We start from the raw sequence: 18,509 nt of genomic DNA on the forward strand, positions 1-18,509 counted from the left end.
TGCGTCCGGCCCCGAGCCGGGGCCGGACGCATACCAGCACCGTGAGAATGGCCTAAAGAATCTCGGTCTTGGCGATGTGGATGCCAAAACCTTCGAGGCCGACATAATGGCGCTCGCGCGAGGCGATCAGATTGATCGAGGAAATGCCGAGATCCTTGAGGATTTGCGCGCCGAGGCCGATCTCGCGCCATTCGTTTTCGCGGCGGCGAGCCTCTTCGTGATCCTCGCGGTCACCGGCAGCCGGGCGCTTGCGCTCCTGATGGGCGACGCCGACCGAGCCTTCGCGCAGATAGACGATGACGCCGCGCTTACGCTCGCCCATCGCCTTCATGATGGCGTCCAGTCGGTGGCTGGTGCCGAACACGTCGCTGACCACGTCCTCGGAATGAAGGCGCACCGGCACCTCCTCGCCGTCGCGGATGTCGCCGAAGACGATCGCTACATGATGCATCGAATCCCAGGGCAGCGTGTAGGTGAAGACCTGTGCCTTACCGCCTGCCGTCTCGATGTCGGAACAGGCGACACGCTCGACCAGCGTTTCCTTGCGCTGCCGGTAGGCGATGAGGTCGGCAACCGAGATCTGCTTCAACCCGTGCTTTTCGGCGAAGGCCTGCACCTGCGGGCCACGCATGACGGTGCCGTCATCGTTGACCAGCTCGGAAATGACGCCGACCGGCGGCAGGCCGGCGAGCTTGCAGAGGTCGACAGCGGCCTCGGTATGGCCCGAACGCATCAGCACGCCGCCTTCGCGCGCGATCAGCGGAAAGATGTGGCCGGGCCGGACGAAATCGGAGGCGCCGACATTGCCGTTGGCGAGATTGCGCACCGTCAGTGTGCGGTCGTCCGCTGAAATGCCCGTCGTGGTGCCGTGCTTGAAATCGACGCTGACGGTGAAGGCGGTGGTGTGGGCCGAATCATTGTCGGCGACCATCGGCGACAGGTTGAGCCGCTTGGCTTCCTCGCGCGGCATCGGCGTGCAGACGATGCCCGACGTGTTGCGAACGATGAACGCCATCTTTTCCGGCGTGCAATGGACGGCGGCTACGATCAGGTCGCCCTCGTTCTCGCGGCCGTCATCGTCCATAACGACGACGATCTCGCCGCGCTCGAAGGCGCGCAGGGCTTCGACGATCTTCTTCTGGTCGTAAGGCATAAGTGCTCGCTTCGCTCGCAGGGAATAGGGGAGTAGGGCAGTACGGGAGTAGAGAAAAGGAAAAAATGCTGTCGTGGGAGCTGCGTAACCTACTCCCCTACTCTACTCCCTACTGCCTTCCCGTTTGTCCCCGATGACGCAGATAATGATCGGCAATGGCGCAGGCAACCATCGCCTCGCCGATCGGTACAGCGCGGATGCCGACGCACGGATCGTGCCGGCCCTTGGTCATGATCTCGACGTCGTTACCGTCCTTGTCGATCGACTTTCGCGGCGTCAGGATCGACGAGGTCGGCTTGACGGCGAAACGCGCGACGATCGCCTGGCCGGTCGAGATGCCGCCGAGAATGCCGCCGGCATTGTTGGACAGGAAGACCGGCTTGCCGTCATTGCCCGTGCGCATCTCATCGGCATTCTCCTCGCCGGTGATGCGGGCGGCCTCGAAACCGTTGCCGATCTCGACACCCTTGACGGCGTTGATCGACATCAGGCCGGCGGCGATGTCCTGGTCGAGCTTGGCATAGATCGGCGCGCCAAGCCCGGCCGGAACGCCGTCGGCGACGATCTCGATGACCGCACCGACCGAGGAGCCCGCCTTGCGGATGCCGTCCAGATATTTGGTGAAGACGGCGACGGACGCCGGATCAGGTGTGAAGAACGGGTTTTCGGCGTCGCCGACGAAATTCCAGTTCCAATTGGCGCGATCGATCGATTTATCGCCCATGGACACCAGCGCGCCGCGCACCACCATGCCGGGCACGACCTTCCGGGCAAGCGCTCCGGCCGCCACCCGCGCCGCCGTCTCACGCGCCGACGAGCGGCCGCCGCCGCGGTAGTCGCGCAGACCGTATTTGACCTCGTACGTGTAATCGGCATGGCCCGGCCGGAACTGGCGGGCGATGTCGCCATAATCCTTCGAGCGCTGGTCGACATTCTCGATCAGCATCGACACCGGCGTGCCGGTCGTGATCATCGTCTCGCCGTCCTCATCGAGGACGAAGCCGGACAGGACCTTCACCTCATCCGGTTCGCGACGTTGCGTCACAAAACGTGACTGGCCGGGGCGGCGCTTGTCGAGTTCGGCCTGGATCTCGTCGCGAGTGAAGCGGATGCCTGGCGGACAGCCGTCGACGACGCAGCCCAGCGCCGGCCCGTGGCTTTCGCCCCAGGTGGTGACGCGGAAAAGATGGCCGAACGTGTTGTGCGACATGGAACCAGCCCTGCCGGCGTCGGAGCCGGCCTAGCGCATAACCCCGAAAATCGGAGCGATTTTCGGAAAGGATCATGCACAAAATCAAAAGTGCTACAGCGTCCTTTGCGCGTCCAGGAGGACGCGCGGCGCTGTCGCCTGCCTTCTATTGGCGTTTTCCACAGTGGTCAAACTGTGATCCGGCGGATTTAGTTTTGACACATTCGATTGGTTTCTGCTCAGTTCCGTTCCGTTGGACCGAGCCGCTGTACCGGCAATGATTAAAGAGGACGATGATGCGTATCCTGATTGGCGCTGTTGCCGCCACGCTGTTGATCTCCACCGCCGCCTTCGCCGGCCAGACCGAAGGCCTGATCAAGAAGGTCGACAAGGATGCGCTGACGCTGACGCTGGACGACGGCAAGTCCTACAAGCTGAACGCCGAAACCGACCTCGATGCGCTGAAGCCAGGCATGGACATCGTCCTCGCCTATGACGTGACGAATGGCGAGAATGTCGTCACCGATATGGAACTGCCGGACACCGGATCGACCGAGTAGGACGCGTCGACATTCAGCTGATGCCGGCCCGACCTGATCTCAACATACGCTGCGTCATCGGTCTCAAAGCCACTCCAGGCGCCGGCCGTCCAGTCTGAGCACGCGGTCCTGCGGCACGTCCATGCTGACCGCATCTTGTTCGGACATCCCCAGTACCAAGCGGAACATTACGCGCATGACGCCACCATGGGTCACGCAGACCGTCTGGCGATCGAGCGCGTCGAACCACGGCTTCACCCGTTCGAGCAGCATCTGATAGCTTTCGGCGCCTTCGCCGGGCGGCTGGAAATTCCATTTATCGAGCCGACGGCGCCTGGTCGAACCAGGATTGTTCGCCTCGAGTTCGGCAAAGGTGAAACCCTGCCAGTCGCCAAAGCTCAACTCCACGAGCAGCGGCTCGGTACGATAGGCGTGCGGATCGAGCTTCATCGCCGCGCGCAGGCGCTCCATCGTCTCGCGCGTGCGCCGCATCGGACTGGCGACAAAGTCGAAATCTTCGGGCTTGTCGATGAGTTCGGCCAGCCTGCGCCCGTTGCGGCTAGCCTGCTCGCGGCCAAGCTCGTCGAGGTCGGTATCGGCCTGCCCCTGCAGCCGGGCCTCGGCGTTCCACGCCGTCTGGCCGTGGCGCACGATATAGACGAGCGGGTACATCAGGTCTTCCGGAAGAGGTCAGGCGGTGGCGTCAGTCCTTGACCGTCGAAATATCCGGCGCGTCGACCGCCTTCATGCCGACGACATGATAGCCGGAATCGACATGATGGATCTCGCCGGTGACGCCACGCGAAAGGTCGGACAGGAAATAGACGCCGGAATCGCCAACCTCCTCCTGCGTGACCGTCTGCTTCAACGGCGAATTGTATTCGTTCCATTTCAGGATATAGCGGAAATCGCCGATGCCGGATGCGGCAAGCGTCTTGATCGGGCCGGCGGAGATCGCGTTGACACGGATCTTCTTGGCACCGAGATCGACGGCCAGATAGCGCACGCTGGCTTCGAGTGCCGCCTTGGCGACACCCATGACGTTGTAGTGCGGCATCACCTTTTCCGCGCCGTAATAGGTCAGCGTCAGCAGCGAGCCGCCGTCGGTCATCAGCGCCTCGGCACGTTTGGCAATGGTCGTGAAGGAATAGACCGAAATATCCATGGTGCGCAGGAAATTATCGCGCGTCGTCTCGACATAGCGGCCGGTCAGCTCGTCCTTGTCGGAAAAGGCGATAGCGTGGACGAGGAAATCGAGCTTGCCCCAATGGCTGGCGATATCGGCGAACACCGCATCGAGGCTGGCCGGGTCGGTCACATCGCAATGGCCGGCGACATGCGCGCCCAGTTCCGCCGCGAGCGGCTCGACACGTTTCTTGAACGCCTCGCCCTGATAAGTCAGCGCGATCTCGGCGCCGTGATCGACACAGGCCTTGGCGATGCCGTAAGCGATCGAGCGATTGTTGGCGATGCCAAGGATAAGGCCGCGCTTGCCGGCCATAAGGCCCCGTTCACCCGCCATGTCAGCGCTCTCCGCAAGGTTCTCTGCTTTGTGGAGTGCCTATCGCACAGCCACAGTGCCCCTTCAAGCGTTCAAAGCGGACAGTTCGGGGACAAAGCCGCTGGTCTACAGAGCCGGGCGTCCTTTTGGGCGCGCAAAGGACGCTGTAGCGCTTTGACCTTGCAGTCGTGGGGCCAGTGGAAAAATCCGACGCCAGTATCGGTGTCACGGCGGAAGATGACCCTTTGGCGGAAGTTTCGTTGGCCAGCGGCCGAAGTCACGCTCATGACCCCGAGCCGACTTCCATACTTTGGGCCGTGGACGACCGCTTTGCGGTGCGCCGGGAGCGGACGTCTGGGCTTAGGCCGTCGAATGTCTGCCTTTGGACAAAAAATTTGACGTTGAGTCCGCCAACCCACAGGCGAGAGGTCCTGAGCAGCCGTCGCACCTTCCGGCGATCGCCGCTCAGTAATTTGTGCTCTGTCATACTTTTGATAGTATGCCCTGTCAGCGAGGGTGACATGTCGCATAAGAGCCGAGTTGATGTTCCGAAGGCGGGGACTGGCTCGCGCCTTCCGATCGGCAAAGGGTTGATGGATGACGGTGTCGAGACCCGTCACGAACGGCGCATACTAACCGCTCTTTGCTACGATCTCGTAGGCTCCACCGAGCTGCTGGGCCTGCTCGGCATCGAAGATTTTGAGGAACTTATCTTGGCGTTTCAAATGGCCGCCAAGGAAGCGATTGTATCGTGCTCCGGAACCGTGACGGTCGAGGTCGGCGACGGCGGCGTCGCTGTGTTCCCAGTCGATCTGGGTGCGAAGGATGCGGCGTCGCTGACGATCAGCGCCGGACTTGAGATCGTCAGGGCGTGCAAGCTCCTTGCCGCGGAGAAAGGGAGGAGCGACCTGCATGTAAGGGTCGGTGTGGCGACCTCGATGACGCTGATCCTGAAGGGCGACACCGCTGTAGCGCAGGACACGGTAACCGGCCCTGCATTTGCGCTGGCAACCAGGCTGCAGGCAATTGCCCGGCCGGATACCGTCGTCGTGTGCAACGAGACGCGCAATCTGGCACGGCGCTCACACGTATTTAGCTTCTACGGTTCTCACGTCATCAAAGGCTTCGCGCAACCCGAGCAGGTCTGGCAGGCGCTGAGTCACAAGCGGGGGGTAGACCGCTTCTCCGCGTTCGGACGCCTCACCAGTCCCTTGGTCGACCGTACGGATGAGGCCGAGCTGATCCACGAATGTTGGAATGAGGCCGTTTCGGGACGTGGCCAAGTCGTAGTGATCGAGGGCGAGGCCGGCATTGGCAAGTCGCGCATCCTACACGAGGTGCGCCGGCGAACGCGTTTCCAACGCAACAGGTTGCTCCTCTTCCAATGTATGCCAGGCGACTCGCGTTCGACGCTGTATCCACTGCGGCAGGCGATGCTGGGCAATTTCGACGATGGCGAGCGTGCACTCACCCCTGCGCTTGTAGCAGAGGTGTTCGCAGCACATGACATTCACGACGCCGAAGTCGTCGACATCTTTTCTTTTCTGCTCGGCGTGGAAGGCGCGAGGTCCGGTTTCCATGAGATGGATCCGGAAGTGATCCGAGAGAAGGCCGGTTGGGCTGCGCGCCATGCGTTACAAGCAACGTGCGCCAGTGGCCCAGTGATCTTGATCGTTGAAGATATTCACTGGATCGACCTTACGTCGAAGCAACTGCTGGGTGAACTTGCAAAACTGGTTCCTAGTTGCCCCGTGCTCTTGATCGCAACGACGAGGCCGGGATCTGGCGACTGGCTGGACGAAAAAAGCAAGCATGTCCTGCTCGCTCCCCTTGAGCATGCCGACACCTTGCGGGCAATCGCGACGATGTGGCCTCAAGGCAAACGAGCGCCCGCGCCTGAGCTGATAGAGTTGGTCGAGCGCGTCACCGGCGGTGTACCCCTGTTCATCGAGGAGGTTTGCCAATGGATGGCGGAGAATGCCGGTAGCGGTACTGAGCACCTGCCACAGGGTGTTTCGCTCGGCCGCGCGGCGGTGTTGGAAACAGTGTTGGACGCCCGGCTCGAGCCTCTCGGCCGCGCCCGCGAGGTGGCGCGCGCGGCCGCCGTCGCCGGCAACAGATTCAGCCTGGACTTGCTGTCGGCGCTCTTGCCGGAATTTGACCCGGGCACAATCTCTGCGGCGCTCAATGCCCTGGCCGAGGCTGGCTTCATACGCGCCAGGCATGCAGCGGCAACAGTGTACGCGTTTCGGCATGCGCTTATCCAAGAAACGATCTATAGTGGAACACTGCGGAAACGGCGCCGGATCCTGCATCAGCGTCTTTATGCGGTGGCTAGTGGCAACCGCAGCCTCGTTGGCTGGCTAACAACGGCAGCTCTTGCAGATCATGCTGAGCGAGGCGGCCTGCTTGACGAAGCGATCGGCGAGTTCGTCAATGCCGGCATGGAAAGCTCGTCCCGCTCGGCTATGGCTGAGGCAAGGCAGCTGCTCGAGCACGCCATTGCGCTTTGCGGGCAGGTTTCTGATCATGACAAACGGGATGCGCTGCGGCTCTCGGCGATGGTTGCGCTCGGGCCGATATTGACCGCTGTCGAAGGCCCAAATTCCGAGCATGCCCGCAGGCTCTACGACGAAGGCGTAAATTTCGCACGGCGTCGGCCGATAGCGGAGCGCGCCAAGTGGTTCCCGATCTATTGGGGTTGGTGGTTCACGGGTTCGGTCGTTGATGGCGAGCGGGCGCAGGCCGTCGTCAGTGATCTAAAGGAGGTTAACGACCCCGAGATTCAGCTCCAGGCTAGGCACTGCTTGTGGGCAGTCGATTTCAATCGCGGAGACCATGGTGGATGCATAGCCGCGGTTGATGCTGGATTGCCGCACTATGACGTGGGCCAGGGGCACGCGAATGCCACGCGTTTTGGGGGGCACGACGCGCGCGTGTGCGGCTTGGCGCATCGTGCACTGTCGCTGTGGTTCTCGGGACGTGCAACGAGCGCTCTCCGCTCCATGTCGGAGGCCCGCCGCTGGGCTCAGCAGACTGGCCATGTCAGCAGCATTGCGCATGCCTGTATCAACGGCGCGATGCTGAGTTGCTATCGCCGCGACTTCGCTTCGTTGCGTGACGTGATTGAGGATCTGCGGCAGCTGACCGCGCTTCATCACCTGCCTTCGCTAGTCGTCTCGGCACAAATCTTCGAGGGCTGGTGCGATGGCAACGCTGGCCACCTCGAGCGGGGCAAGGACAAGATGCGTGAGGCCCTCGGCCTGCATGGACAAGTGCAGACACCTGAGGACGAGCCCGTCTATTGCGGCATGCTGGCGGAACTTCTCGCGCGCTCGGGTGAGATCAGTGACGCGCTTGCCCTGCTTCATTCGGCGGTGGCGCAGGCCGAGGCGGGTGGCAGTCGATATTGGCTGGCGGAACTACACCGGCGAATTGCACAACTTCTCGTCCTTGACGGCGCGGCAGCTGGCCAGGTGGCATCTGCCCTTGAGAAGAGCCTCAATACTGCAGCCGAGCAAAATGCCGTGCCCATCCTCATCGCGGCCTACGAGACGCTCAGCGCGTCAAATCTCTCGCCCGTACTGTTTCGGAGCTACAACGACCGTGTCGAAGCGGCAAGGAAGTCGATTGAGCCCGGCGAACCGCTGATCGTCAACCCTGAGCCGGAACTGCGGGCCAGCCGATAGTGGAACAATATGAGCGCCTTGGTCCTCCGGCAGACGAAGCGCTGACGTATCTGATGTCGATGCGCCAAGCGTTGGGAATCACCCGTATTGCGGACATTACCGGCCTGGACCGTCTCGGCATCCCGGTCGTGCAGGCAACGAGGCCGTTCTCGTTTTCAAACGCGGTCGCGCAGGGAAAGGGTGCCAGCCTGGCTCGCGCTGCCATATCGGCCATTTTGGAATCCGCTGAGAGCTTTTTCGCCGAGCGCATCGAATATCTTGATGCAGCTTACGCTTCGGCCAGGTTACTCGGGATACCCTACGGGCGATTTGAGACGTGGCTGCGAGAGCCCGCCCCTGCTGATTGGCGCGGCCGAGAAATCGCTTGGATGGAGGCGGAGAACCTGCTGGGCGGCGGCCGCGACTTCGTTCCGCTGGAATTGGTGCACACGGCCTATCTCGTACCGCCCACCCCCTGTGACGGAATTTTCACGCCAACGACAACCGGACTGGCGGCCGCGCTTGATGAAGCAGACGCCATCATACACGGCATATTGGAATGCGTCGAACGCGATGCGATCGCCCGCGCTCTCAAGACGCATGGTTTTCTGCAACACCAGCGAATCGATCCAGCGACCATCGATGACGCAAGGGTCGTGGCCCTTTTGGATGAACTTGCACGAAAGGACATGATCGTCGGCCTTTGGTTTGCGCCGTCGCCTGTTGGCCTGCCTGTGATTTGGTGCCATCTGATGGAGAGCAATCCTCGCGAGACGGCATTGCTCCATCTGCCGGCCGACGGCTCGGCCGCTGCATTCGATCCGGCGGCAGCTGCCGTCCAAGCGATCCATGAGGCGGCGCAGGCGCGGCTTGCGGCGATCTCGGGTGCGCGCGACGACATGACCCGGGCGTCTTATCCGAAATATCCCGACTGGCAGCTTATCGAGGCGCACCGCCAGCTGATCATCGGCGGCCGCAAGGACGTGAGTTTCGCCCGCCAGCCTGCCGATCGAGCGGCGAGCGGGCAGACCTTGCGTGGCAGTCTTCTCGCACGACTGGAGGAAAGCGGAATCAGCGCGGTGTATCTGATCCGCCTCAACACCAGCCCTTGGAACCGACTGTCGGCCGTCAGGATAGTTATCCCGCAATTGTACCCTTTAGTGGAGTGACCGGATGCGACCTCGGCTCGTTTTCACCGGCCCCACGCTACCGCATCCAGAGGCACAGCAGGTGGCCGACGTTATCTGCCTGGCACCTGCGGTGCAAGGCTCGATCATAGCCGCGGTGCAGCGTTATGACCCGGCTGCAATTGTCATCATAGACGGCGCTTTCCAGGCTGAGCCGGCAGTGAGGCACAAGGAAATACTGTGGGCGATCAGCCAGGCCATCCCGGTGATTGGTGCTGGAAGCATGGGAGCCCTGCGAGCCGCCGAGCTTTACCCGTACATGCACGGCGTTGGCCTTATCTATCGATGGTACCGCCGCTTTGCTTTTCTGCCTGATGACGCAGTGGCAGTGCTGTACGGTCCGAAGGCGGTGAATTTTTCGCCATTAACGCACGCTTTGGTTGATTTGCGAATGACCATCCGCGCCGCTTTGAGGCGGAACCTGATCTCCACCGATTTGTCAGGAAAGCTTGAGAACGCGGCCCGGAACCTCAATTTTAGGGAACGTACGCTGTCGCGAATGGTCCGCGAGGCATTACCGGAAGCCGGTGACCATGATATCGAAGCCTGCCGGCAAATTCTCGCAGGGGCTTTCGTTCAGCAAAAGAAACGCGACGCACTGTCAGCTATGCAACTCATGCACGAAAATGCATTCGTGCCGGCGGAATTGAAGAGTTTCAGAATGACGGTCGCGTTTGCCCAAGATTTGGAGGACGCCGGCTTAGCAATCTGACGACAGAGTTGCCGGTGATACCTGGTGCAATTTACGAAGTGCAGGCTTCGTGCTAGTGTCGCCGACTATGAGAGGGGCCGCGCAGGGTCGGGCGGGGATGTCGGCTGGAACACGCTTCCTGCTATATCCACAAGCGCCTTACGTTTCTGGTTACGAGAAACCCGAGGTGGTCTGGATTTCAACATCGCCTGGTTTGATCCATGCGGGCCCGGAGGATCATCGTATATACGTGCGTGATCCCGTGCTGGACAAGCAGCCGTACGAATATCCCTACCTGCCGCCCTTCGTCGGCGCGTATTTTCCACCAGCCGAACCCGGCTTTGATGGTCATTTCGACCAGCTCTCTCTTCAGTCGCGTCAGTTCCTGGCAGCCCATGCGTTCGCGGCTGCGAGCCGGGTGCTCGACATCTGGGAAAGCTATCTGGGCAAACCGATTATCTGGTACTTCGCCGAAACATACGAGCGGCTTGAGATCATTCCCTGGATTGAGTGGGAGAATGCGCAATCGGGGTATGGCTATCTGGAGCTTGGCCGCGAGCGCGGAGCCGACGGGCACGGCCATCCGTACGCTCTCAACTTCGACGTGATCGCGCATGAAATAGGTCACTCCATACTCTTTTCTCTCTTCGGGATGCCCATGAAAGGCCTGCAGGACGGCGACTTCGGGCCGTTCCACGAAGCCAACGCCGATCTTATTTCGCTGCTTTCGTTCCTGCATTTCGACAGCGGGATGGATCGATTGTTACGGCATAGCCAGGCAAACCTGCTTGTCCTCAACGAGCTCAACCGCATCGCCGAATTGACGGGCGACCGCCAGATCCGCCTTGCCAGTAACTCACGCAAGATGACGGAAGTGACCGAAGAGATTCATGACAGGTCTCGGCCATTCACGGGAGCGGTGTTCGATACCCTGGTCGATCTCTACCACGCCGGCCTGGTGGGGCAGGGCCTCGCCGACGAGCGCCTGCTTCGCTTCGACATCAGACAGGTTGGCGAGGCCGACATGCAGAACATCTCTAACTTCACGGGCGATGCATTCCGAGCCCGTCCGTTCCTCTTCAAGACCGAGCTAATCAAGGCGCGCGACGATGTCGCGCTTTCGCTCGCGCGCGCGTGGACGCGCCTCGATGCCGATCATCTCACATTCGCAGTCGCAGCCTCCACCATCATCGAAGTGTCCGAACGCATCCGCCCGGCGATAGCGGCAAGCTTCGAAGAGAACTTCAGATGGCGGGAAATTTTATGAAGCAACGGATAGAGGAGCGCGGAAATGAGTGCCGACTGTCAAAGGCCCACACTAACCTTCCCACAGAGCGCGTACAATGCAACTCAGGTCAGACTCTATGGTATTTCCCCAAACGGAAGCGAATTATTGCTCCCCGGAGAGGAGAAAAGCATTTCGGGGGATCAATTCGATATAGCCGTAAAATCTACAATGGATGACCTCAGTAACAATGAAAAGATTAAAGAGCAATTCCAATATATTAGCCAAAAAGGTAAGCTTACAGATGGTCAAGTAGCCAATTTAATAGCTAAAAGCTCTAGTATATTTCCAGATGGTATTGGATATGCAACACAAATATCTTTGGACATACGAAAGTTCGGATTAATTGTAATTTCAAGCGTAATTTCACTTAACGAAATGGTGAAACAGGAAGCGCCCCTATCATGCGGCATCATCGTGGGTTATTCGTATGAAGGTCATTGCTATGACCTTCCAAAGCCAAAAATCATGCTTATTCCTGCCGCACCTCAACCCATACCTATTGACGACTGCGGATTTGATAAGAAAGCTGACCCTAACGACCGAAATTCAGCAGACAATTATCTTCTCTGGATCGTCGACAAGCTTGATGAGTGCGTGGAATTCGAAATGAACCAGGGGTTCGTCGAACAGATCGTTCTCGATGCAAATCTGCCCGGCAAGCGCTCGCCCACGATGTATGCTTCCCGGATGATGATGGGGCACCGCGGGGGAAGACTCGGCGACTGATAGACGCGAGTGCGCGCATGACCGATCGCGAGTTGTGGTCGGCTACCCCAGTGGCGCTGGTTGCTCGTTTCCTGTCGATAATCGACGGCATGAAACCACTCATGTCCGCGTTTCACACATGATATCAGCGCCGGCCTTTTCGACCGTCAGCTCTTTCGCCGGCGCATCAGCGCCTCGAGCTCGGCGTCGCCGCCTTCCGGCAGCATCAGTCGCACATGCGCGTAGAGATCGCCGTGACCGCCGGCCTTTTCCGGCAGGCCCCTTCCCTTCAGCCGCAGAACCTTGTCCGAGCTCGACCAAGGGGGAACATTGACCGCAATCCTGCCGGTCGGGGTTTCGACCGCCACTTTGGCGCCATGCACCGCATCGGCCAGTTCCACCGGCAGGTCGACATGCAGGTCGCGGCCCTCGACGCGGTAGCGCGGGTGCCGGCGGAAACGGATCTTGACCAGTGCATCGCCCGGCTGCCCCGGTCCTTGCTCACCCTGGCCTTTCAACCGGATGGTCTGACCGTCCTCGACATAGGCCGGCAGCTTGACCGCCACCTTGCGGCCGTCGGGGAACATCGCCGTCACCTTCTGGGCGGTTGCGGCCTCCTCGATGGTGACGTCCAGCGTGACGTTGAGGTCGGCTGCGGTCGGCATCCGGCGGCCGGCGCCCATGCCGGCTCCGCGCTGCTGGCTAAAAGCATCGCCGAAGATCTGGCTGAAGATGTCGCTGTTGCCGTCGAACGGATCACCGCCGGGACGGCCGGTGCGGAATTCGAAATGCGCGCCGCCCGGCCCTTGCTGCCGGCGGAAACCGGAGAAAGGATCGGCGCCGCCGGCCGCACTCTCGAAACCCTGGAACCGCGGTTTGCCTTCGGCGTCGATCTCACCGCGATCGAAAGCCGCCCGGTTCTTCTCGTCGCCGACGATCTCGTAAGCCTGGTTGGCGGCGGCAAAACGCTCCTTTGCCTTGGGATCCGGATTCTGGTCCGGATGATACTTCTTGGCGAGCTTCCGGTACGCCGATTTTATGTCCTTGGCCGATGCGTTCTTGGCAACGCCCAGCACCTCATAGGGGTCGCGCATGCTTACTGCCCTGGAGAAGGAGTGGTTCCATGATCGCCTCCTATATGCGCTTGCATAGGAAGAAATTCCAGTGGTTTACCACTATGTCTCCGGCGGAAAATCAGAGCGCCTTGAAATCCTGCATTCGCCAGGCGTTGCCGCCGGCCAGGCATACTTCGCCTTTGAACAGCGCGACGCCGTCGAAGCTCTCGCGTGAAGCGGTGAAGCGACGGCATGTCTCGCCGTTAGCCCTGAATTCCGCGAGCTCGGTGATGGAGCCGCGCGAGCCGGTATCGGCATTCGCCCACGGAACGGCCTGCCCGGCCAGTTGCTCGACGTCGGCGGAGGACACGGCGTTGCGGATCGTGGCCTGGTCGGAGGCGCGGTCCTGATCGAGCGGCGTGACCGAGGCCGGCGTGCTCGAGGTGAGTATCGAGCGGTCGACCTCCGTCTGCTCCAGACTGAAGCCGCCCCCGCCACAGGCGGCAAGCGGCAGGATGATTGTCACGATCATGGCTTTGGCGCTGGCCGAAGCGATAACACTCCATTGCCCACTGTCAAAAGCTTGCGCGATACGCGACAATCGGCAATCTCCCCAGCCGGCGACAAATTTGGGAAAACTATGAGCGAAACCGGGTTAACAAGCGGTGACTTTACCGAGGCAGCGGAGCCGTTCCGGCTTTTTGCGGCGTGGCTCGACGACGCGACAAAGAGCGAGATCAACGACCCCAACAGCGTGGCGCTGGCGACGGTCGACGCCGAGGGTATGCCGAATGTGCGCATGGTGCTGCTCAAGGGCTTCGATGAGGGCGGCTTTGTCTTCTACACGAATTTCGAGAGCGCCAAGGGCCGCGAGATCCTGGGCAGCATGAAAGCGGCGATGTGCTTCCACTGGAAATCGCTGCGCCGGCAGGTGCGGGCGCGCGGCCCGGTGGAGATCGTCACCGACGCCGAAGCCGATGCCTATTACGCGACGCGCCCGCGCGGCAGCCGCATCGGCGCGTGGGCCTCCAAGCAGTCGCGGCCGCTGGAAAGCCGCTTCGCGCTGGAAAAGGCGGTCGCCGAATACACGGCGCGCCACGCGATCGGCGACATCCCGCGGCCAAAACACTGGTCGGGCTTCCGCATCGTGCCGCAGACCATCGAGTTCTGGCACGACCGTCCGTTCCGGCTGCACGACCGTGTCGTCTTTTCGCGCAACGCCGAGGGCGGCTGGGACAAGGTGAGGCTTTATCCGTAGAGGACGATGCGGCAATCCTTGACGAACCACTTTGGTTCACTAATAATCATAATGAACCAGAGGAATGTGGCCATGACGGCTTTTACCGTGCGCGTTCGTGACGAAACTGCAGACCGGCTAGACCGGCTTGCCGAGAAGCTCGACCGCTCGCGCTCCTACGTGGCTGCGAAGGCCATTGAGGATTTTGTAGCCCGTGAGGAATGGCAACTCGCCGAGATAGAGGCAGGATTGGCTGAAGCCTCGCAAGGCGATCTTGCGGGTGCCAGCGACGTAGAGGCTGTCGTTAGAAAATACGTTAAATCCACCCGCCAGGCATGAGCCATAAGCGAATCCGCTGGACCAAGCGGGCGTTGCGGCGGCTTGATGAAATCGGCACGCATGTTGAGAAAGACAATCCGGAGGCGGCCGCGAGGATCATTGCGCGTATCGTAACGGCGGCGGAACATCTCACCGAACAGCCGGCGATGGGGCGCATCGGGCGCATCAAGGGGACACGGGAACTCGTCTTGGTCGATGTGCCGTATATCGTCCCTTGTCGCATCGACGGCGAAACTGTCGAAATCCTCACCGTCATGCACGCCGCGCAGCGCTGGCCGCAGACCATGTAAGTCGCATCGAGACACAGGAGATCAGGCTCCTGCGCGACCCATGCCGGGCTATAGAGACCTGGCGTTTCCAATCCCACGATCACGATCTCGTGTGCGTGAAACGTTCCAGCGTGCCGCAACGAACCAGGAAAGGGCTCAACGCGCCGCTGGCGCAAATTCAGGAGGAAGCAATGCATTCACTCAGGTTGGTCACGATAGCCGGTCTCGTCGGCCTTTTCGCTTCGCAGGCCTTTGCGGAGGAGGCGATGGGGACAATGACGATGATGAAGGGTGGGGAGGTCATGGCGATCATGCCCGATGGGCATATGGGCACCATGATGCCAGACGCGAAGATGAGCGCCGAAATGATGAAAATGGCGAAACCGATCAAGCATTGCATGATGTTGATGACCGACGCCAAAGGCAAGACATTCATGATCGACACGTCTTCGGCAAAGGCCCAGGCCGAACGTAAAAAAATGGCGATGTGACAAAAAATGGCGATGTGACAAAGAGAGCATGGCGAAACCGCCCGTCGGTTGCTGCCGGCGGGTCCACGATGCGAGACAAGGCCGGACGGTCTAGGCCTTTTTCCTGGTCATGAAGGCCGTCAAGGCGGCGCGGGCCTCATCGGATGTGAGCCGCTCGCGGAAATGGTGGCTTTCCTTGCCGATGCGTTCGACAAGGTCGTCGCGCGAGCCGCGCATCAGGTCGCGCGCGATCCTTAGCGCTTGCGGCGGTTTGGCCGAGATCTGGCCCGCGGCCGCCAATACCGATGCTTCGAGTGCCTCTTCCTCGACCACCTCGTAGATCAGCCCGGCGGCCTTGGCGCGCTCGGCCGAAAAGCCCTCGCCGAGGCCAAGCAGCGCGAAGGCGCCTTGCCGGCCAAGGATCTGCGGTGCGAGCAGGCTCGATCCGGCCTCCGGCACAAGGCCGAGATCGACGAAGGGCGTCCGGAACATTGTGCGCGGCGTGGCGAAGGTCAGGTCGCAATGCAGGTTGAGCGTGGTGCCGATACCGACCGCAATGCCGTCGACGCCGGAAACCATCGGCTTCTCCGCTTTGGCCAGCGCCATCAGGAAATCCCAGACTTCGGTGCCGCTGTCGCCGCCCGAGGCGACGACCATGAAATCGGCAAGGTCGTTACCGGACGAGAAGGCACCGGGCACGCCGAGAAAGACATGGACGCGGATTGCCGGATCGGCGTCGCCGCCGACAAGAGCCGCCGACATCGTCGCGTACATAGCGCGGGTCAGGGCGTTCTTCTTGTCCGGACGGTTCATGCGGATGATCTGGATGGCACCCTGGCGTTCGACGAGGATGTGGTCTGTCACGGATTGGTCCTTTGTGAATTTGGGCCTTTGTGAATTTCGGCGCGTGCGAACGTCAGGCTGAAATCAGCGCTTTGCCGGCAACGGCAAGGCTGTAGGCGCCGCCGATGACGCGCTCCTTGAGCGCGCCCACTTCGCCAAGCAGGTTCTCGGCGAAGAACCGACACAGCGCGATGCGGCTTTGGTCGGCAAGCGCGCCGCGCGCCAGATAGGCGCCGCCGGCGGCAAGCGAGATCAGCCTGAGATAAGGTGTGGCGCCCGCCAACGCCTCGTCCGGACGGCCTTCAGCCTGCAGGTCTTGCAGGAAACGGCTCGCCTGTGACAGGTCATCAAGCGCCTGGTCGAGGCGATCGGCGGTGCGGCCAAAGCCTTCAAGGTTCGACGCTCGCACCGCATCGGCGACGGCCTTGAGCTCGGCGATGTAGCCATGCACATGCTGACCGCCGCCGAGCGGCAGCTTGCGCGTCACCAGATCGATCGCCTGGATGCCATTGGTGCCTTCGTAAATGGGTGCAATGCGCGCGTCGCGATAAAGCGCTGCTGCCCCCGTCTCCTCGATGAACCCCATGCCGCCATGCACCTGCAGCCCAAGCGAGGCGACCTCGACGCCAACATCGGTGGAAAACGCCTTGGCCAGCGGCGTCAAAAGATTGGCGCGCTCCTGCCAGTGCTTTGCATCCTCGCTCCGCGACGCGAGATCGATGGCGTGGGCGCAGGAATAGCAGATGGCGCGGGCAATCTGGGTCAGCGCCTTCATGGTTAGAAGACTGCGCTGGATGTCGGGGTGATGCACGATCGGCGCCATGCCGGCACCGCGATAGCTTGCCGCCTTGCCTTGCCGGCGGTCGTTTGCATAGGCGAGCGCCTTTTGCATCGCCGCCTCAGCGACCGCGACGCCCTGCATGCCGACGGCAAGGCGCGCATTGTTCATCATGGTGAACATGCAGGCGAGGCCCTTGTTCTCCTCGCCGACCAGCCAGCCGATCGCGCCGGGCGCAGCGCCTTCGAAGCCATCGCCATAGATCATCGTGCAGGTCGGCGAAGCGTGGATGCCCAGTTTGTGCTCCAGCCCGGAGCAGAAGACGTCGTTGCGTGCGCCCAGCGCGCCATCGTCTCCGACGAGGAATTTCGGTACCAGGAACAAAGACAGGCCGCGCGTGCCGGGCGGTGCGTCCGGCAGCCGCGCCAGCACCAGATGGATGATGTTGTCGGTGAAATCGTGCTCGCCATAGGTGATGAATATCTTTTGCCCGAAGATGCGGTAGGTGCCGTCGCCGGCCGGTTCGGCGCGGGTTCGCAAGGCATTCAGGTCCGAGCCTGCCTGCGGCTCGGTCAGGTTCATGGTGCCCATCCATTCGCCGGAGACCAGCTTTTCCAGATATCTGGCCTTGAGTGCCTGCGAACCATGCTTGTCGAGTGCTTCGACCGCGCCCATGGTCAGCGTCGGGGCGATGCCGAACGCCATCGAGGCGGAGTTCCACATTTCAAGCGCGGCGACGCCGAGCGTGGCCGGCAGCGCCTGGCCGCCATACGCTTCCGGCGCCGACAGCGCATTCCAGCCACCGCCGATCCAGCGGCGATAAAGTTCCTTCCAGCCGGGCGGGGTAGTGACGGCAGCGCCGTCGAGCACCGAGCCGTGCCGGTCGCCGATCGTGTAAAGCGGCGCCACCTCCTCGCTGGCGAAGCGGCCGGCCTCGGCCAGAATGGCGTCGACGACGTCCTCGCCGAGTTCGCCAAAGTTGCCGGCGTCGAGCGCCGGCTTCAGGCCGGCGACATGCTTCAGGGTGAAGGCGATTTCCTCGACCGGTGCCCGATACATGGCGCTCGCTCCTCCTCAGTCCGGCCGCCCTCAGTTCGAAAGGTCTACTTAAGACCCGTGCCGAGGCAAAATCATCTGCTTTCGGCCTCCCTGGCGATCTTCTTTTTACGTAAACGTCAAACTTTGTCACGCGGATTTTGCCAATTGCTGCGACGCAGGCTAAATTCGGCAAAAGCCGGGATAAGTTCAACCGGCGGAATCAGGAACACCGGATCGGACCGTCCGTGCTCGCCAGACCTGACGCCTATCGCTGCATCGAATGCGGCCTGCCCTACCGGGCGGCCGGGTTTCGCTATCATGAAGGTAAGATGGAGAACGGAGCAGCCTATTGGTCTGATCGCGGCATATTGTGCTCGCCGCAATGCTCGCTCGCCCATCACCGTAAGCGCGAGACGGCGGGAACGCTGTCGCAAGTGCCGGCGCCCGACCCGTTTCAAACCCGCTCTCGACATTGACGACCATCAAAACCATCGACGGAGAAGCTGTCCGAGCCGTGGCGTCCCCGGGCCGCGATCGAGAGCATTTCCTTAACCATGGC

At 61.3% G+C, this 18,509-nt stretch carries 19 protein-coding genes; 11 read left to right on the top strand and 8 right to left on the bottom strand.

What is annotated here, in order from left to right; translation table 11 throughout:
- Positions 1 to 52: 52 nt before the first annotated feature.
- Together ribB and aroC are read right to left on the bottom strand one after the other, a co-directional pair.
- Positions 53 to 1,153 (bottom strand): 3,4-dihydroxy-2-butanone-4-phosphate synthase, encoded by a 1,101-nt coding sequence (gene ribB / locus NKH98_RS12995; protein WP_352898933.1) that lies wholly within the window; start codon positions 1,151 to 1,153, stop codon positions 53 to 55.
- 109 nt (positions 1,154 to 1,262) lie between these two features.
- Complete coding sequence (gene aroC / locus NKH98_RS13000) at positions 1,263 to 2,363, bottom strand: chorismate synthase (protein ID WP_352898936.1); 1,101 nt, start codon at positions 2,361 to 2,363, stop codon at positions 1,263 to 1,265.
- A 275-nt stretch (positions 2,364 to 2,638) separates the two neighbouring features.
- On the opposite strand from aroC, the gene NKH98_RS13005 reads away from it, so the two are divergent.
- Complete coding sequence (locus NKH98_RS13005; protein WP_023716902.1) at positions 2,639 to 2,902, top strand: DUF1344 domain-containing protein; 264 nt, start codon at positions 2,639 to 2,641, stop codon at positions 2,900 to 2,902.
- A gap of 63 nt (positions 2,903 to 2,965) precedes the next feature.
- Here NKH98_RS13005 and NKH98_RS13010 read toward each other — a convergent pair whose 3' ends face one another.
- Both NKH98_RS13010 and fabI read right to left on the bottom strand, forming a co-directional pair.
- Positions 2,966 to 3,553, bottom strand: a complete 588-nt coding sequence (locus NKH98_RS13010; RefSeq protein WP_352476657.1) for a histidine phosphatase family protein — start codon at positions 3,551 to 3,553, stop codon at positions 2,966 to 2,968.
- A gap of 31 nt (positions 3,554 to 3,584) precedes the next feature.
- The gene (gene fabI, locus NKH98_RS13015) at positions 3,585 to 4,403 is read right to left on the bottom strand and encodes an enoyl-ACP reductase FabI (RefSeq protein ID WP_352593325.1); all 819 of its coding nucleotides are present in this window, start codon (positions 4,401 to 4,403) and stop codon (positions 3,585 to 3,587) included.
- Between the two features lie 500 nt (positions 4,404 to 4,903).
- Between fabI and NKH98_RS13020 the strand changes: the two genes are divergently transcribed.
- The 5 genes from NKH98_RS13020 to NKH98_RS13040 all read left to right on the top strand — a co-directional run bounded on the left by NKH98_RS13020 (position 4,904) and on the right by NKH98_RS13040 (position 11,942).
- A complete protein-coding gene (locus NKH98_RS13020; RefSeq protein ID WP_352898939.1) occupies positions 4,904 to 8,071 on the top strand; it encodes an ATP-binding protein in 3,168 nt (1,055 codons plus the stop codon).
- Positions 8,071 to 9,219 carry a YcaO-like family protein gene (locus NKH98_RS13025; protein ID WP_352801443.1) on the top strand — a complete coding sequence of 383 codons (1,149 nt, stop codon included), beginning with the start codon at positions 8,071 to 8,073 and terminating at the stop codon, positions 9,217 to 9,219. The genes NKH98_RS13020 and NKH98_RS13025 overlap by 1 nt, the downstream gene beginning before the upstream one ends.
- Before the next feature lie 61 nt (positions 9,220 to 9,280).
- Complete coding sequence (locus NKH98_RS13030; protein WP_352801442.1) at positions 9,281 to 9,949, top strand: TfuA-like protein; 669 nt, start codon at positions 9,281 to 9,283, stop codon at positions 9,947 to 9,949.
- A gap of 229 nt (positions 9,950 to 10,178) precedes the next feature.
- A complete protein-coding gene (locus tag NKH98_RS13035; RefSeq protein WP_352898944.1) occupies positions 10,179 to 11,195 on the top strand; it encodes a gluzincin family metallopeptidase in 1,017 nt (338 codons plus the stop codon).
- A 24-nt stretch (positions 11,196 to 11,219) separates the two neighbouring features.
- Positions 11,220 to 11,942 (top strand): hypothetical protein, encoded by a 723-nt coding sequence (locus tag NKH98_RS13040; RefSeq protein ID WP_352898946.1) that lies wholly within the window; start codon positions 11,220 to 11,222, stop codon positions 11,940 to 11,942.
- Positions 11,943 to 12,088: 146 nt separating this feature from the next.
- On the opposite strand, the gene NKH98_RS13045 is transcribed toward NKH98_RS13040, so the two are convergent.
- Positions 12,089 to 13,015 (bottom strand): DnaJ C-terminal domain-containing protein, encoded by a 927-nt coding sequence (locus NKH98_RS13045; protein ID WP_352898949.1) that lies wholly within the window; start codon positions 13,013 to 13,015, stop codon positions 12,089 to 12,091.
- A 100-nt stretch (positions 13,016 to 13,115) separates the two neighbouring features.
- Complete coding sequence (locus NKH98_RS13050; RefSeq protein WP_352898951.1) at positions 13,116 to 13,577, bottom strand: RT0821/Lpp0805 family surface protein; 462 nt, start codon at positions 13,575 to 13,577, stop codon at positions 13,116 to 13,118.
- A gap of 39 nt (positions 13,578 to 13,616) precedes the next feature.
- Here NKH98_RS13050 and pdxH point away from each other — a divergent pair, with 39 nt between their 5' ends.
- From pdxH to NKH98_RS13070, 4 genes are all read left to right on the top strand, one after another.
- Positions 13,617 to 14,234, top strand: a complete 618-nt coding sequence (gene pdxH, locus NKH98_RS13055; RefSeq protein WP_292663882.1) for a pyridoxamine 5'-phosphate oxidase — start codon at positions 13,617 to 13,619, stop codon at positions 14,232 to 14,234.
- Positions 14,235 to 14,306: 72 nt separating this feature from the next.
- A complete protein-coding gene (locus tag NKH98_RS13060) occupies positions 14,307 to 14,552 on the top strand; it encodes a CopG family ribbon-helix-helix protein (RefSeq protein ID WP_352898952.1) in 246 nt (81 codons plus the stop codon).
- Complete coding sequence (locus NKH98_RS13065; RefSeq protein WP_254818423.1) at positions 14,549 to 14,842, top strand: type II toxin-antitoxin system RelE/ParE family toxin; 294 nt, start codon at positions 14,549 to 14,551, stop codon at positions 14,840 to 14,842. Before NKH98_RS13060 ends, NKH98_RS13065 begins: the two co-directional genes overlap by 4 nt.
- Before the next feature lie 254 nt (positions 14,843 to 15,096).
- On the top strand, positions 15,097 to 15,312 hold the full coding sequence (locus NKH98_RS13070; protein ID WP_352898955.1) for a hypothetical protein: 216 nt from the start codon (positions 15,097 to 15,099) through the stop codon (positions 15,310 to 15,312).
- Positions 15,313 to 15,402: 90 nt separating this feature from the next.
- On the opposite strand, the gene NKH98_RS13075 is transcribed toward NKH98_RS13070, so the two are convergent.
- Both NKH98_RS13075 and NKH98_RS13080 read right to left on the bottom strand, forming a co-directional pair.
- Entirely contained in the window at positions 15,403 to 16,155 is a 753-nt protein-coding gene (locus tag NKH98_RS13075) for a crotonase/enoyl-CoA hydratase family protein (RefSeq protein WP_352898958.1), read from the bottom strand.
- Between the two features lie 52 nt (positions 16,156 to 16,207).
- Positions 16,208 to 17,971 carry an acyl-CoA dehydrogenase family protein gene (locus NKH98_RS13080; RefSeq protein ID WP_352898962.1) on the bottom strand — a complete coding sequence of 588 codons (1,764 nt, stop codon included), beginning with the start codon at positions 17,969 to 17,971 and terminating at the stop codon, positions 16,208 to 16,210.
- Between the two features lie 224 nt (positions 17,972 to 18,195).
- On the opposite strand from NKH98_RS13080, the gene NKH98_RS13085 reads away from it, so the two are divergent.
- A complete protein-coding gene (locus tag NKH98_RS13085) occupies positions 18,196 to 18,426 on the top strand; it encodes a hypothetical protein (protein WP_352898964.1) in 231 nt (76 codons plus the stop codon).
- The last annotated feature ends 83 nt before the right edge of the window (positions 18,427 to 18,509 follow it).

The organism is Mesorhizobium sp. M0833 (assembly GCF_040319905.1).
GTDB lineage: Bacteria > Pseudomonadota > Alphaproteobacteria > Rhizobiales > Rhizobiaceae > Mesorhizobium.